Consider the following 15,384-nt stretch of genomic DNA (forward strand, 5'->3'; position numbering starts at 1 on the left):
AGCCCCTCTTTGATAAAGAGGGGAACTTTCCCCCTTTGAAAAAGGGGGTCAGGGGGATTTAATTAGTCACCATTTTTCAGTTCAATGTTGATACCTAAAGAACGGATCTCTTTGGTCAATACGTTGAACGATTCAGGCATACCTGGGTCCATGTAATGGTTACCATCTACAATGTTCTTATAGATACGAGTACGACCTTCAACGTCATCCGATTTCACAGTAAGCATTTCTTGGAGCGTATAAGCTGCACCGTATGCTTCCAGTGCCCAGACTTCCATCTCACCGAAACGCTGACCACCGAACTGGGCTTTACCACCCAATGGTTGTTGCGTTACTAGAGAGTAAGAACCTGTAGAACGCGCATGCATCTTGTCATCAACCAAGTGGTTCAGTTTCAGCATGTACATGTAACCTACAGTTACTGGACGGTCAAAACGTTCACCGGTACGGCCATCATACAATACCGTTTGACCCGTACGTGAAATGCCACCAAGTTCAAGCAATTCTTTGATTTGCGATTCTTCAGCACCATCGAATACAGGTGTTGCTAAAGGAACACCAGCACGCAAATTACCAGATAATGCCAAGATTTCATCATCAGTCAAGCTGTCAAGATCTTCTTGCTGACCGCCAACTTTGTTGTAAATCTTGTCTAAGAAGTCACGAAGCTCAAGTACAGTGCGTTGCTCTTTCAACATCTTGTCGATTTGATCACCAAGACCTTTCGCTGCCATACCCAAGTGAGTTTCCAGAATCTGCCCCACGTTCATACGTGATGGTACACCCAGCGGGTTAAGTACCACATCCACAGGAACACCGTTGGCATCGTGCGGCATGTCTTCTACAGGCAAGATGTTCGATACAACACCCTTGTTACCGTGACGACCGGCCATCTTATCACCCGGCTGGATGCGACGTTTAACTGCGAGGTAAACCTTAACCACTTTCAATACGCCAGTAGTCAGTTCATCACCCGTAGAAAGTTTGCGTTTTTTCTCTGCAAATTTCTCGTCAATCTCTTGGCTCTTCTCTTTCAAGAACACTTGGATTTGAGTTAAACGCTCAGCAATTGCTTCATCACTTGGCTGGATATCCAGTAAGTCAACAAGCTCTAAACCAGATAACAATTCTTCAGTAAGCTTGTCACCGCGTTTAGTGGTACCACCACCATTCGATTCTTGACCTTTCAACAGGCGAACAATACGTTCACGTGCTGCTTCTTCGAAGATTTTGAATTCTTCTTTCAAGTCTTTACGGTAAGCATCCAATTGAGCTTTTTCAATGGCTTGAGCACGTTCGTCTTTTTCAAGACCGTCACGTGTAAACACTTGAACGTCAATCACTGTACCTTTCACACCTGAAGACACACGTAAAGAAGAGTCTTTAACGTCAGCTGCTTTTTCACCGAAGATTGCACGAAGCAATTTTTCTTCAGGCGTCAACTGCGTTTCACCTTTCGGTGTTACTTTACCAACCAGGATGTCACCCGCTGTTACTTCAGCACCGATGTAAACAATACCTGACTCGTCCAGTTTAGACAGTGCAGCTTCGCCAACGTTAGGAATATCAGCAGTAATTTCTTCTGCACCTAACTTGGTATCACGTGCAACACATGACAATTCTTGAATATGAATCGACGTTAAACGGTCTTCTTGAAGAACACGCTCAGATAACAAGATCGAGTCTTCGTAGTTGTAACCGTTCCAGGTCATGAACGCTACGCGCATGTTTTGACCAAGCGCCAATTCACCGCCATCCGTAGATGGACCATCCGCAAGAACGTCACCACGACCAACTTTATCACCAAGTTTCACAAGAACTTTCTGGTTGATACAAGTGTTCTGGTTCGAACGTGTATATTTGATCAGGTTGTAAATATCTACACCTGCTTCACCTGCGATCATCTCTTCTTCGTTGACACGAATTACCACACGAGACGCGTCTACAAATTCAATACGACCACCACGTTTCGCAAGTACACATACACCTGAGTCGTGCGCTACGTTTGCTTCCATACCAGTACCAACAAGCGGCTTGTCGGCGATCAACGTAGGTACTGCCTGACGTTGCATGTTTGAACCCATCAATGCACGGTTCGCATCATCGTGTTCAAGGAATGGAATAAGTGATGCAGCAACAGATACAACCTGTTGAGCAGATACATCCATATGCGTCACTTTTTCAGGAGGCATACGTACGAAATCACCTTGGTGACGTACAGAAACGAATTCTTCAGTCAGGTTACCTTCTTTATCAATTGCAGAATCGGCCTGTGCAATGACAGTACCTACTTCTTCAATTGCAGAAAGATATTCAACGTCATCTGTTACACGACCATCTACAACTTTACGGTATGGAGTTTCCAGGAAACCGAAGTTATTACATTTCGCATAAACAGAAAGTGAGTTAATCAAACCAATGTTTGGACCCTCAGGAGTCTCAATTGGACACACACGACCATAGTGAGTTTGATGTACGTCACGTACTTCGAAGCCCGCACGTTCACGTGTCAAACCACCAGGCCCAAGCGCTGATACACGACGTTTGTGTGTAATTTCAGACAACGGGTTGTTTTGGTCCATGAACTGAGACAACTGACTTGAACCAAAGAATTCTTTGATTGCAGCAGCAACTGGTTTCGCATTGATTAAATCTTGCGGAGACAAGTTGTCAGTTTCAGCTTGGCTTAAACGTTCTTTAACAGCACGTTCAACACGAACAAGACCAACACGGAACTGGTTTTCTGTCATTTCACCAACAGAACGAACACGACGGTTACCTAAATGGTCAATATCGTCGACTTCACCTTTACCGTTACGAATTTCAACCAATGTTTTTAATACATCAGTGATGTCTTCGTTTGAAAGAATACCTTCAACTTCACGAGACTTCTGATCAGTACCGACTTCGTAAGGACGACCCAAACGACGGTTGAACTTCATACGACCGACCGGAGACAAGTCATAACGTTCAGAAGAGAAGAACAGGTTGTTGAACAGGTTCTCAGCAGCTTCTTTTGTTGGTGGCTCGCCTGGACGCATCACTTTGTAGATTTCTACCAGTGCTTCTTCACGACCAGTAGTTGTATCAGCACGTAAAGAGTCAGCAATGAATGAACCGCGATCGATATCATTCGTGAACAATACGTTAAATTGTTTTACGCCACCTTCAGCCAATTTCACCATGATCTCATGGCTCAATACCGTATTGGCTGCAATCACTTCACCGTCACGTAAAGCAACATCTTCAGCAACAATACGTTCGTACAAGTATTCATCCGGAACAGAAAGTTTTTCTAAACCAGCAGCTTCCATCTGACGTACGTGACGCGCATTGATACGTTTACCTTGCTCTACAATCACTTTACCGTCATTGTCAGCAATGTCGAATTGCGCCATTTCGCCACGAAGACGTTCTGGAACCAGGTCAATCTGGTAGCTACCCATGTCAAGATACACAGGTACTTTTTCGTAGAACATATCCAGGATTTGTTCGTTGCTATAACCCAAAGCACGAAGAACCACAGTCGCAAGCAATTTACGACGACGGTCAATACGAACATATACAAGGTCTTTAGCATCGAATTCGAAATCCAGCCATGAACCACGGTAAGGAATGATACGTGCAGAATAAAGAACTTTACCGCTAGAATGTGTTTTGCCTTTATCGTGGTCAAAGAACACGCCTGGTGAACGGTGTAATTGAGATACGATTACACGCTCAGTACCATTGATGACAAAAGTACCGTTTTCTGTCATGAGTGGCATTTCACCCATGTACACTTCTTGTTCACGTACGTCTTTAATTGATTTGGTTTCGCGATCTTTTAAGATCAAACGAATTTTTACACGCATTGGTGCTGCATAAGTTGAACCACGTAAAATACATTCACGCACGTCAAACTCAGGCTTACCAAGACTATACTCAACAAATTCTAAAGCAGCATTGCCAGAATAACTTTCAATAGGAAAAACTGAACGAAATGCGGCTTGGAGACCGATATCTTCGCGGTTTTTTGGTGTTTTGCCATCTTGTAAGAATGTTCGGTACGAATCGACCTGAATCGCGAGCAAGTACGGAGCATCCATGACGCTAGGCAATTTACCAAAATTCTTACGGATCCGTTTCTTTTCGGTATATGAGTATGCCATCTGGAGTCCTCGGAAAGTAAACTAAGTCCGCCTGCAGAACGGACCTAGAAGGAATTACACAGGCCGATATGGCCACCACTTTTTACAAATGCTGCAATTTTTAGTGGTATTAAAACGCTTAGCAATATTTTCAAATATAAAAAATATTGGTAAACGTTTGATATTATTGATTATTATAATAATTGATGCTTTTTTACACCAATCAAACAAAAATCGAGCCGATAATTGTAACGCAAAAAGGCTGATGACCCAAGAGCCATCAGCCAATTTTTGGGGTCAATTTAAAATTAGACCCCGATCGAAATTACTTAACAGTAACTGTAGCACCAGTTTCTTCAAGTTTTTTCTTAAGTTCTTCAGCTTCTTCTTTAGAAACGCCTTCTTTAAGAACTGAAGGAGCGCCTTCAACCATGTCTTTAGCTTCTTTCAAGCCAAGACCAGTGATTTCACGAACTGCTTTAATTACAGCTACTTTGTTAGCACCGAAAGAAGTCAACTCAACGTTGAATTCAGTTTGTTCTTCAACAGCAGCACCAGCAGCAGGACCAGCAGCAACAGCTACAGCAGCAGCAGATACGTTGAATTTTTCTTCAAAAGCAGAGATAAGTTCAACAAGTTCAAGAACAGTTTTTTCAGCAACTGCGTTTAAGATTTCTTCGTTAGTTAAAGCCATGAGAATAACTCCAAATGGGGATTGAATGGTGTGAAAGTAAATTTAAGCTTATGCAGCTTCTGACTCGTTTTTCTCTTTGAGCGCAGTAATAAGGCGACCCAATTTCGAAATAGGAGCTTGAAGAACGTTTGCAAGCATAGTAAGCGCTTTTTCTTGGTTTGGAAGGTTTGCGATAACGCTAACTTCAGCACCTTGATAAACCTTGCCGTCAAATGCAGCAGCTTTAAGTTCAAATGCTTTGTTAGTTTTAGCAAATTCTTCAAACAAGCGAGCAGCTGCGCCCATGTCGTCTTCAGAAGTTGAGAAAGCTAAGATTGTTGGGCCAACAAGGTTGTCATTCAAGATATTGAATTGAGTATCTTGAAGAGCACGTTTAGCTAAAGTATTACGCACAACACGTGTAGCAACACCTAGTTTACGAGCTTCAACACGAAGAGCAGTTAATTGCTCAACAGTTAAACCTTGGTAGTCAGCAACAACAGCAGCAAATGCAGTAGAAGCAACTTCAGCTACTTCAGCTACGATCTGTTTTTTGCCTTCGATAAGAAGAGCCATTGTAAAACCTCCTAACGGTGATTTATGCACTTACAAAGAAGTACACTCCCAATTCGTAAGGCCATCACTGGACTTACACGCGGAGGATGAACAAATCACACCACCGCGTCTACTCGGACTGGACTTTTAAGAAGTGAGTTCCAAAGAACTCCCCTCGCCCGAGGTCTTTGACGCTGACAAATTTACATTTATCAATTCAAAGTTTGCCTAAATTATCCCCTCTCCTTATAGGAGAGGACTAGGGAGAGGTTTAACCCTCTTCCCGACCTTCTCCCAGAGGGAGAAGGAGACATCTTCAGGGCTTTAAAATTCTTTTCTAAGTCAAACTTAGTTAGATACGTTTGCTACATCAATAGTAAGACCAGGACCCATAGTTGAGCTTAAAGTGATCTTTTTGATGTAAACACCTTTAGAAGTCGCAGGTTTTGCTTTCTTAAGGTCAGCTACAAGAGCTTCAACGTTTTGACGAACAGCAGCAGCTTCAAAGCCAACTTGACCGATCGCAGCGTGGATGATACCCGCTTTGTCTACACGGTAACGTGCTTGACCAGCTTTAGCGTTTTTAACAGCGCCAGCTACGTCAGGAGTTACTGTACCCACTTTAGGGTTTGGCATTAAGCCACGTGGACCAAGAATCGTACCAAGTTTACCTACAACGCGCATTGCATCTGGAGCAGCAATTACTACGTCGAAATCAAGGTTACCCGCTTGAATGCTTTCAGCAAGATCATCAAAACCAACGATGTCTGCGCCTTCAGCTTTAGCAGCTTCAGCAGCAGCACCTTGAGCAAACACAGCAACACGTACAGTTTTACCAGTACCTGCAGGAAGTGTAGTCGCGCCACGAACAACCTGGTCAGATTTACGTGGGTCAACACCTAGATTTACTGATACATCCAAAGATTCTTTGAATTTAGCAGCAGGAAGGCTAGTTAAAACTTGTACTGCTTCTTCCAAAGTGTAAACTTTGTTTGCTTCTACAGCAGCAGCAATGGCTTTTTGACGTTTAGTTAATTTAGCCATGTCTTATAGCTCCACTTCCAAGCCCATAGAACGCGCAGAACCAGCAATGGTACGTACACGTGCGTCTAAATCAGCACCAGTTAAATCTGGTTCTTTAGTAGTCGCAATTTCTTCTAACTGAGCACGAGTCAACTTACCAACTTTAGTTTTGTTAGGTACAGCTGAACCCTTTTGAATACCAGCAGCTTTCTTAAGAAGAATAGCAGCAGGTGGAGTTTTCATGATAAATGTGAACGACTTGTCGTTGTACACAGTAATCACTACAGGAATTGGAAGACCTGGTTCAACTTTTTGTGTAGCAGCATTGAATTCTTTACAGAATGCCATGATGTTAACACCACGTTGACCTAGTGCAGGACCAATCGGTGGAGATGGATTCGCTTTACCAGCTGGAACTTGCAGCTTGATATAGCCGTCAATCTTCTTAGCCATTTCAAATTACCTCTGGGTACAAACGCCGCTAGGCTCCCCAACGCTATTTATGTAACAATACTGTTACAACAACAATGCCCGATCCATAACAAATCGGGCGTTTTCAATCCAACTTAAATCAGTTCGCTTTTTCGACTTGACGAAATTCGAGCTCAACCTGAGTTGGACGATTGAATACATTGATTGTCAACGTCAAACGTGACTTCTCGTAAAGAACTTCTTCCACCACACCTTTAAAGTCGGTAAATGGACCATCAATAACGAGTAATTCTTCGCCTGGCTCAAACATCGTCTTAGGACGAGGTGCTTCACCAGTATTGCGTACACGCGCAAGAATCGCATCAGCTTCTTTTTGCGTAATTGGTGCAGGTTTCTCTGCTGTACCACCAATGAAACCCAATACTTTTGGACATTCTTTAACGATGTGCCAGGTATCATCATTCATTTCCATTTCGACTAATACGTAGCCAGGAAAGAATTTACGCTCTGATTTACGCTTCTTACCATCCTTCATCTCTACCACTTCTTCGGTAGGAACCAGGACTTCACCAAAGCTATCGGCTACAGCGCTACGCTGGATTCGATCATTAAGTGAACGCATCACTTGTTTTTCATAACCTGAATAGGCATGAATAATGTACCAACGTTTCATAGCTCTTTTACCCGATAAAAAACTTCATTAACCAGCCCAAGATGTAATCAAAACACCATAAAACAATGGCAGCGATTACAACAACAGCAAGAACATGCCAAGATGTGGATACCGTTTCCTGCTTAGTCGGCCAAGTCACACGACGCAGCTCAATTCGAGCGTCTTTCAACAAACGAACAAAGCCTTTGCCTTGATGGGTGGCGTATAATAAACCTAAAGCCACTACGATACAAGCCAAAATTATTCCAACGCGCACCCAAACACTATTGGCTGGTGCCCAATACGCTGGCAAATACTGCCCCCCTATGGCTGCACCGATTAACAAAATCAATGCGATAACCCATAGAACAATATCTAAAGGGGAACCAGAATTAACAACTTCAGCAGAATTATTTCTTTGTGGAATTGGCGCTTCGCTTAATGCGTCACGCGATTTATCATTCGACATTTTTGTACTCGTCGTAGGCTTCGCGACTTATTATATGACAATTTAACCAGCATCAAGCTTTTTTTTAAAAAAATGGCAGGCCAGGAGGGACTCGAACCCCCAACATTCGGTTTTGGAGACCGACGCTCTACCAATTGAACTACTGACCTACAGTACAAATCGGGAACTAAAGTCCCCGATCTGTAATTTCAACTTATGGTTGCTATTATGCAGTTACTTTAGCAACAACACCAGCACCAACTGTACGACCACCTTCACGGATCGCAAAACGTAGACCTGGGTCCATTGCGATTGGGTGAATCAATTCTACTGACATTTCTACGTTGTCACCAGGCATAACCATTTCAACGCCTTCTTTCAAAGAAATCGCGCCAGTTACGTCAGTTGTACGGAAATAGAACTGTGGACGGTAACCGTTAAGGAATGGAGTGTGACGACCACCTTCTTCTTTAGAAAGTACGTATACTTCTGCATCGAATTTAGTGTGCGGCTTGATTGTACCTGGTTTAGCAAGTACTTGACCACGTTGAACGTCTTCACGTTTAGTACCACGTAGAAGAACACCACAGTTCTCGCCTGCACGACCTTCGTCAAGCAATTTACGGAACATTTCTACGCCAGTTACAGTTGTCTTAACTGTATCTTTGATACCTACGATTTCAACTTCTTCACCTACTTTCACGATACCTGATTCAACACGGCCAGTTACTACTGTACCACGACCAGAAATTGAGAATACGTCTTCGATTGGCATCAAGAATGCTTTGTCGATTGCACGTTCTGGTTCTGGGATATAAGTGTCAAGCGCTTCAACAAGAGCAAGAACTGAAGATTCGCCATATTGACCAGCGTCACCGTTAAGCGCAGCCAAAGCTGAACCACGGATAACAGGAGTGTCATCACCAGGGAAGTCATAAGTAGAAAGAAGTTCACGAACTTCCATTTCAACCAGTTCAAGCAACTCTTCGTCGTCTACAAGGTCACATTTGTTCAGGAACACAAGGATGTAAGGTACACCTACTTGGCGAGACAAAAGGATGTGTTCACGAGTTTGTGGCATAGGACCGTCAGTCGCAGCACATACAAGGATTGCACCGTCCATCTGAGCAGCACCAGTGATCATGTTTTTAACATAATCGGCGTGTCCTGGGCAGTCTACGTGAGCGTAGTGACGAGATGGAGAATCGTATTCTACGTGTGAAGTATTAATGGTAATACCACGTGCTTTTTCTTCTGGTGCAGAGTCAATTGCTGCGTAATCTTTCGCTTCACCGCCGTAAGTTTTTGCACAAATAGTTGCAATCGCAGCAGTTAAAGTAGTTTTACCATGGTCGACGTGACCAATTGTGCCCACGTTTACGTGTGGCTTGTTACGTTCAAACTTAGCCTTAGCCATGTTCATCTTCCTCGTTTACGTCGAACACAATCCTGAGTAAAACCCAGCTCCGACATGTCGTTTAAAAAATCAAACACCCAATACTTGAAAAGCAGACTAATAAGCCTGCTTTTTAAAATCTTTGCAACAAAGTTGCCAAACTGTATCTGGAGCTCTTATCGAGATTTGAACTCGAGACCTCTCCCTTACCAAGGGAGTGCTCTACCACTGAGCTATAAGAGCAAATAAAAACTTCAATGGAGCGGGAGACGAGGGTCGAACTCGCGACATGTAGCTTGGAAGGCTACCGCTCTACCAACTGAGCTACTCCCGCACGATGTTGGTATAAACCACTTATCGAAGTCTTAAAATTGGTGGTGAGAGAAGGATTCGAACCTTCGAAGCTTACGCGACAGAGTTACAGTCTGTTCCCTTTGACCGCTCGGGAATCTCACCATTTTACACTTACTTCAGTGTTGTTCTTTTACCCCACTACTCAAACTTCTAAGATGGTGCCGGCACACGGATTCGAACTGTGGACCTACTGATTACAAGTCAGTTGCTCTACCAACTGAGCTATGCCGGCGTTTCTTAGTGTTTTGTACGTTTCGTATCGGAACGGTGTGCAGTTTAGCAAAACTTAGAATCCGTGCAAGTGTTTTTTTCAAAAAAACCGTCAAAAACTCATAAAATCAATCCGTTTGATGATAATTCAACCGCTTTGATCACTGCGCGAGCTTTTATTTGGGTTTCATTCCACTCAGATTCAGGATTTGAGTCATAAACCAGACCTGCGCCAGCCTGAACATAGACCTTATTTTCACGAATCACACAGGTTCGAATGGCAATCGACATGTCCATTTCACCATGCCAGCCTAAATAACCCACAGCCCCTCCAAAAATTCCGCGTTTGACCGGCTCGACTTCGTCAATAATTTCCATGGCACGGATTTTTGGTGCACCCGAAAGCGTACCTGCCGGGAAAGTGGCTTTAAACACATCCAGCGCATCGACATCATCGCGAACTTCACCCTGCACATTCGAGACAATATGCATGACATGCGAATAACGTTCGATCACCATTTTATCCGTGACCTGCACTTTACCGATTTTTGACACACGCCCAACATCGTTACGCCCCAGGTCAATCAGCATCAAATGTTCAGCAATCTCTTTTTCATCAGAAAGCAGATCTTGCTCAAGCGCCAAATCTTCTTCTTTGGTTTTACCACGTGGACGCGTCCCGGCCAAAGGACGCACAGTCGCAATGCCATTTTCCAGACGCGATAAAATCTCAGGTGAAGATCCTACGATATGAAATGGCTTTTGATTATCTAAAGTCCGCCCTTGAACCAGAAACAGATACGGTGATGGATTCAGATGACGCAAGGCACGATAGACCTGTAAAGGCTCGCCATCGAAGTCCGAGACCATACGATGCCCCGGCACTACCTGCATGACATCGCCCGCTTTAATATATTCCTTCACCTTGGCAATCGACTCGATAAACTTGTCATGCCCGGTTAAAGACTCAAAATGGGGAGCGGTATGTTTTTTGGCTTGCAGGCTGATCGGGGTTGCCAGCGTATTTTCCAGTTCATCCAATTGAGCCAGGGCTTTGGCATAGGCCTCGGGATCATTTGCATCTGCATGTACAATCAGGAACAAGGTGTCTTTTAAGTTATCAAACACAATGACGGTTTTAGACAGCATCATCCAGATATCCGGCAAACCGACCGGATCGGCTTCAGGCACATTTTTTAGGCGCGGTTCAATATAGCGTACCGAATCATAGCCAAAATAGCCCACCAGCCCACCGGTGAAACTCGGTAAATCAGGCAAATCTTTTTGCGTCGGCACATGGAACTGCGCCTGAAAATCACGGATATACTGAAATGGGTCGCTACATGACTGAGTATCAACAGAACCATCCACCTGCTGAACGGTTAATACACCGCGGTTGCATGAAAAAACAGTGGACTCACCCAAACCGATAATGGAATAACGTGCCCAGTTCTCTCCTCCCTCGACCGATTCAAACAGATAGGCCTGACTGTGGTCTTTCAGACGTGCAAATACGGATAATGGAGTTTCGGTATCGGCCAAACGCTGACGATAAACCGGAATCAGGTTATAACCCTCAGATTTTAACTGTTCGAATTGAGCTTGAGTTGTCATGAGTATTCTCTATGTTTTCGATATGGCTGGTTTAAGTTTGTTTTCCTGTAATCTGACTTAGTTTCGCCATCGAAAAACCATACAATTTCTCATTCCACTATCCTTAATTTTCACTTATTGCGCAAGTAATTCTGTTAAATCATCAACCACTTGTTGCGGCTGGCAATCATGAATATCTTCACCATGATTATAGCCATAGCTCACCACAATACAATCAACTCCCGCACGTCTTGCTGCTTCCACATCATTACTGGAGTCCCCAATCATGAGCGTTTCTGCCGCAGTGGCATTATATTCACCAACACAAAACAGCAACTGCCGTGGATGAGGTTTACGTTCTTCAAAACGGTCCCCGCCAATCACATCGACAAAATAATGATTCAGCCCCAAGGCTTCAACAATCGCACGTGCCGGCTGTTCGGGTTTATTGGTGACACAAATCATTTGCTTATTGCAGCTTAAACCCCAGTCAAGAAATTCAACTACCCCTTTAAAAGGCTGGGTATCCACACAGGGATCTGCATTATAAATACTTAAAAAAGTCGCCAATAATTGCTGATGCTGTGCAGGATCGACCTTTCCGGTAAGATATTGCAAAGTGCTATGGCAAAAAACAGAGGTGCCCTTACCGATCCAGGTACGCACCTGTTGCTCAGTCACGGTCGGCAATTGCAAGACATTGAGACTCATGTTCATGGCCCGGTATAAATCTGATGCCGAGTCAACCAAGGTACCATCCAAGTCAAATAAAATCAGTTTACGGCTTGCAAGTTTTGCTACAGACATCATTTCCCTCTTATGATTGATTTCGACCATACAGATACAATAAAGGCATGCGATTGCATGCCTTTATTGTATGTCGCGTGCAGGCTTATTTAAAGAACAACCAGGCAATGATTGCAAGGATAATCAATACAACAATGGAGATTAGGCCCACCGATGCATTTTTCTGCTCTTCCTTGACTTGCTCTACACGTGATACCGGTGTTTCAACCGCGATAGGTATTTGCTTCTCGGGAATTGTACTCAAGTCTACACCTTCAGGAATAGGTGCAGGTTTCGGGATGGCAACCCCTTGTGGCATACCATCACGACTCAGCTGAACGCTGGCATCGCGCTCGGTCAGTTCAGGCATGCCCTGATCATTCATTTGCTGTGCTGCGGTCTTTAGCACTTCAGTTTCTACAGGCTGTTTAACTGCTGGCCCTTCCTGATTTAATGCAGCGACAGTCTGTTCAATCTCAAGCGGCACGTCTATTGCTTGAGCAGGTTCTAGAACTGAAAATTTCAGGCTTGCGAACTGAATGATATCCCCTTCTTTTAACAAGGTTTCATGTTCAATACGTACATCATTGACAAAGGTGCCATTGGATGAGTTTAAATCTTGCAGCCATAAGGCTTGGTCTTTGAGCAAGAAAGCCGCATGTTTACGGGAAATTTCCCCGGCCTGCAATACGATATCTGCACTCTGATGGCGCCCGACCAACATATCACGGTCGATGCTGATTTCCTGTCCCGTTAATTCACCAGTAATTGCTTGTATTTTCCAAGTCATGAAATGCACTTCTCTTTGTGATTTTGAATCATCATATCACGGCAAATATTCAATTCTTTAGCCACGCTGTCAAGAACCAGAACGAATCGTGGTTGTGGTCACGGTATTTTTGGTTTTTTTAACCTCGGTCACCGGCATAGCAACACTTTGTTTCTGCACTACCGGTTCTATCGCAATCGGTGTGCTAAATGTGGCTGTATTGGGCTGATTTTGGGTTGCTGATGGCAATGTTTGATAAGGAGAGGCTTTCGGTGCCGATGAGGTAACCGGAATGCGCTGCTGATAAATATCTTCTACATTTTCAGGTAATTTGGCAAAAGTACCATCCTGATCCATGGCCAACTGCAAGCTGTACAATTGGCTATAACGCTGCTGCGACAAACGGCGCACATCATTCTTATCTCCAACAATCGTGGGATGGATAAAGACCAGCAAATTGCGCTTCTCATTGGATTTGGCATCGGCACGGAAGAGACGCCCCAAACCAGGTATTGCACCCAAACCCGGTACCGACTGACGGCTATGAATCGAGTTGTCGGAAATCAAGCCACCCAAAACAATAGTCTGTCCATGTTCTGCCAGAATCGAGGTTTTAATGGCACGCTTGCTGGTCACCAGATCCTGGGCCTGACCTTTGTCCTGTACCGCAGAAACTTCCTGCTCGACTTCAAGACGCACCGAACCACCCTCCCCAATATGCGGCACCACTTTTAACGTGACGCCAACATCCTTGCGTTCTACCGTGGTATAAGGATTCAACCCTGCTGAAGTCGTTGTTGCAGAACCGGTCACAAACGGCACGTTCTGTCCCACTACAATATAGGCCTCTTCATTATCCATGGTGACAATGGAAGGTGTCGAGAGCAGATTGGACTTGGTTTTGCTTTTTAGCGCCTGAATCAATGCGCCATAAAGTTTGCGTGAACCGTTATCGCTTTCCCTGTAATCACCAAGTAACAACGAGGTACCGGTTCCCAAATTGGCCGCAGCACCTGCCGCACCACCGGCTACATATCCGGCGGCAAGCTCGGCAATACTTGCACCGACATTGCTAAAATTAATTAAGCCGACGCCGTTGGTCAGATCACCCAAAGCCCACTGCACACCCAGCTGATCGGCATCATTGCCTTCCACTTCAATAATGGCGGCTTCAATCAGGACCTGTTGACGACGGATATCCAGCTGCTGAATGGCCGATTCAATTTCACGCATCAGTTGTGGATCAGCTTTCACCACCAATGAATTTTGGCTGTCATCAGCAATAATACTGACGCCATTAGCATTAAAACTGGTGATGCTATTCTGATTACTAGTATTTGATCCTGCACCCAGATTAATACTTGGGGTCGAAATACTGGAAGAACTGCTACCAGATGAACTACTGCCCGAATTGTTATTGTTTGAATTGTTCATCACATTATTGTTTGATGAACTATTTGAATTGGATGAACCGGATAACGACTGACCAGACACCAAGCCCTGTAAGATTTCCGCCAGATTTTTGGCACTGGCATATTTTAAGCGAAACACTTTTAAACCACCCAAACGATCTGCTGCTGGCACATCCAGCATTTCAATCATCTGGCGGATGCGTTTGCGTGTTGCGGTGTCACCTTTCAATACAATGCGGTTGGTCCGGGTATCTGCAATGATACGGATACGGGAACCTTTTAAATCTCTGGCTGCGCCGGTAGAGCTCATAGATTCCAGCAAACCAATCATTTCTTCAGCCTGACTGGATTGCAGGCTCACCGCTTCAATGTCATTTTGTCCGGTACCATCCAGATTACGGATAATGGTTTCCAGCTGATAAATGTTACTGGCACGGTCTGACACAATCAGTGCATTGGTTCCAGCCACTGCCGATAAATGGGCAAATTGCGGCATCAATGGACGGATGGCAGGAATCAGGTCATTCGGGTTGGTATTTTCCAGCCAGATCACCCGTGTGACAATTTGATCACCAGTCGCACGGTGCTTGCTGTCAAAAGGCACACCGGAACTTTTGACATTGCTATCTGGAACCAGTTTGATGGTATTGCCTGAAGGAATGGCGACCACACCATTCACGTTCAATACGCCCAGAAACAGATCGTAGACTTCGGCTTTATTTAAAGGCTTATTGGAAATGACCGTGACATTGCCGCGCACACGCGGATCAACAGCAAAATTCTTCCCGGTAATATCGGCCACTTCATTAATAAATGCAGTTAAATCAGCATCTCGTAAGTTGATTTTCCATGTTTGCGCTTGAGTAGAGGTACTCACCATAGCAATCAGGGGTGCAGCCGCGAATAAAGCCCACACTGGACGATGATTAAATAAAGCCATAAAGTTCCGTG

The 15,384-nt window shown here is 44.3% G+C and carries 12 protein-coding genes and 5 tRNA genes; all 17 read right to left on the minus strand.

The genetic code is table 11. The features are described 5' to 3' along the window. Positions 1 to 62: 62 nt before the first annotated feature. The 17 genes from rpoB to gspD all read right to left on the minus strand — a co-directional run bounded on the left by rpoB (position 63) and on the right by gspD (position 15,373). The gene (gene rpoB, locus JFY49_RS14710; RefSeq protein WP_086197250.1) at positions 63 to 4,151 is read right to left on the minus strand and encodes a DNA-directed RNA polymerase subunit beta; all 4,089 of its coding nucleotides are present in this window, start codon (positions 4,149 to 4,151) and stop codon (positions 63 to 65) included. A gap of 304 nt (positions 4,152 to 4,455) precedes the next feature. Beyond that, positions 4,456 to 4,824, minus strand: a complete 369-nt coding sequence (rplL, locus tag JFY49_RS14715; RefSeq protein WP_086197252.1) for a 50S ribosomal protein L7/L12 — start codon at positions 4,822 to 4,824, stop codon at positions 4,456 to 4,458. 48 nt (positions 4,825 to 4,872) lie between these two features. Continuing rightward, a complete protein-coding gene (rplJ, locus tag JFY49_RS14720; RefSeq protein ID WP_086197253.1) occupies positions 4,873 to 5,379 on the minus strand; it encodes a 50S ribosomal protein L10 in 507 nt (168 codons plus the stop codon). Positions 5,380 to 5,706: 327 nt separating this feature from the next. After that, positions 5,707 to 6,402, minus strand: coding sequence for a 50S ribosomal protein L1 (rplA, locus tag JFY49_RS14725; RefSeq protein ID WP_166168483.1), 696 nt, complete (start codon positions 6,400 to 6,402; stop codon positions 5,707 to 5,709). A 3-nt stretch (positions 6,403 to 6,405) separates the two neighbouring features. After that, positions 6,406 to 6,834 carry a 50S ribosomal protein L11 gene (gene rplK, locus JFY49_RS14730; protein ID WP_034587972.1) on the minus strand — a complete coding sequence of 143 codons (429 nt, stop codon included), beginning with the start codon at positions 6,832 to 6,834 and terminating at the stop codon, positions 6,406 to 6,408. Between the two features lie 118 nt (positions 6,835 to 6,952). Then, positions 6,953 to 7,486, minus strand: coding sequence for a transcription termination/antitermination protein NusG (nusG, locus tag JFY49_RS14735; RefSeq protein ID WP_086197255.1), 534 nt, complete (start codon positions 7,484 to 7,486; stop codon positions 6,953 to 6,955). A gap of 7 nt (positions 7,487 to 7,493) precedes the next feature. Then, positions 7,494 to 7,934, minus strand: coding sequence for a preprotein translocase subunit SecE (gene secE / locus JFY49_RS14740; RefSeq protein ID WP_086197256.1), 441 nt, complete (start codon positions 7,932 to 7,934; stop codon positions 7,494 to 7,496). A 73-nt stretch (positions 7,935 to 8,007) separates the two neighbouring features. Further along, a tRNA-Trp gene (locus tag JFY49_RS14745) sits at positions 8,008 to 8,083 on the minus strand. Positions 8,084 to 8,139: 56 nt separating this feature from the next. Then, complete coding sequence (tuf, locus tag JFY49_RS14750; RefSeq protein ID WP_086196440.1) at positions 8,140 to 9,330, minus strand: elongation factor Tu; 1,191 nt, start codon at positions 9,328 to 9,330, stop codon at positions 8,140 to 8,142. Positions 9,331 to 9,477: 147 nt separating this feature from the next. After that, positions 9,478 to 9,552: transfer RNA gene (locus JFY49_RS14755), tRNA-Thr, on the minus strand. Positions 9,553 to 9,567: 15 nt separating this feature from the next. Further along, positions 9,568 to 9,643: transfer RNA gene (locus tag JFY49_RS14760), tRNA-Gly, on the minus strand. A gap of 38 nt (positions 9,644 to 9,681) precedes the next feature. Then, a tRNA-Tyr gene (locus tag JFY49_RS14765) sits at positions 9,682 to 9,765 on the minus strand. 54 nt (positions 9,766 to 9,819) lie between these two features. Then, positions 9,820 to 9,895 (minus strand) — tRNA-Thr (locus JFY49_RS14770). Between the two features lie 98 nt (positions 9,896 to 9,993). After that, the gene (gene trpE / locus JFY49_RS14775) at positions 9,994 to 11,487 is read right to left on the minus strand and encodes an anthranilate synthase component I (protein WP_166170661.1); all 1,494 of its coding nucleotides are present in this window, start codon (positions 11,485 to 11,487) and stop codon (positions 9,994 to 9,996) included. A 114-nt stretch (positions 11,488 to 11,601) separates the two neighbouring features. Continuing rightward, the gene (locus tag JFY49_RS14780) at positions 11,602 to 12,273 is read right to left on the minus strand and encodes a phosphoglycolate phosphatase (RefSeq protein WP_180042022.1); all 672 of its coding nucleotides are present in this window, start codon (positions 12,271 to 12,273) and stop codon (positions 11,602 to 11,604) included. Between the two features lie 85 nt (positions 12,274 to 12,358). Then, positions 12,359 to 13,042, minus strand: a complete 684-nt coding sequence (locus JFY49_RS14785; protein ID WP_180174538.1) for an FHA domain-containing protein — start codon at positions 13,040 to 13,042, stop codon at positions 12,359 to 12,361. 69 nt (positions 13,043 to 13,111) lie between these two features. Further along, positions 13,112 to 15,373: a type II secretion system secretin GspD gene (gene gspD, locus JFY49_RS14790; RefSeq protein ID WP_180174539.1), complete on the minus strand. Its 2,262-nt coding sequence runs from the start codon at positions 15,371 to 15,373 to the stop codon at positions 13,112 to 13,114. Positions 15,374 to 15,384 lie beyond the last annotated feature (11 nt).

Source organism: Acinetobacter sp. CS-2 (assembly GCF_016599715.1).
In the GTDB taxonomy this organism is placed as follows: domain Bacteria; phylum Pseudomonadota; class Gammaproteobacteria; order Pseudomonadales; family Moraxellaceae; genus Acinetobacter.

Bases quoted from the DNA above. Each gene is read 5' to 3' on its own strand.
- rpoB (WP_086197250.1), bottom strand. From the start codon at position 4,151: ATGGCATACTCATATACCGAAAAGAAACGGATCCGTAAGAATTTTGGT.
- rplL (WP_086197252.1), bottom strand. From the start codon at position 4,824: ATGGCTTTAACTAACGAAGAAATCTTAAACGCAGTTGCTGAAAAAACT.
- rplJ (WP_086197253.1), bottom strand. From the start codon at position 5,379: ATGGCTCTTCTTATCGAAGGCAAAAAACAGATCGTAGCTGAAGTAGCT.
- rplA (WP_166168483.1), bottom strand. From the start codon at position 6,402: ATGGCTAAATTAACTAAACGTCAAAAAGCCATTGCTGCTGCTGTAGAA.
- rplK (WP_034587972.1), bottom strand. From the start codon at position 6,834: ATGGCTAAGAAGATTGACGGCTATATCAAGCTGCAAGTTCCAGCTGGT.
- nusG (WP_086197255.1), bottom strand. From the start codon at position 7,486: ATGAAACGTTGGTACATTATTCATGCCTATTCAGGTTATGAAAAACAA.
- secE (WP_086197256.1), bottom strand. From the start codon at position 7,934: ATGTCGAATGATAAATCGCGTGACGCATTAAGCGAAGCGCCAATTCCA.
- tuf (WP_086196440.1), bottom strand. From the start codon at position 9,330: ATGGCTAAGGCTAAGTTTGAACGTAACAAGCCACACGTAAACGTGGGC.
- trpE (WP_166170661.1), bottom strand. From the start codon at position 11,487: ATGACAACTCAAGCTCAATTCGAACAGTTAAAATCTGAGGGTTATAAC.
- JFY49_RS14780 (WP_180042022.1), bottom strand. From the start codon at position 12,273: ATGTCTGTAGCAAAACTTGCAAGCCGTAAACTGATTTTATTTGACTTG.
- JFY49_RS14785 (WP_180174538.1), bottom strand. From the start codon at position 13,042: ATGACTTGGAAAATACAAGCAATTACTGGTGAATTAACGGGACAGGAA.
- gspD (WP_180174539.1), bottom strand. From the start codon at position 15,373: ATGGCTTTATTTAATCATCGTCCAGTGTGGGCTTTATTCGCGGCTGCA.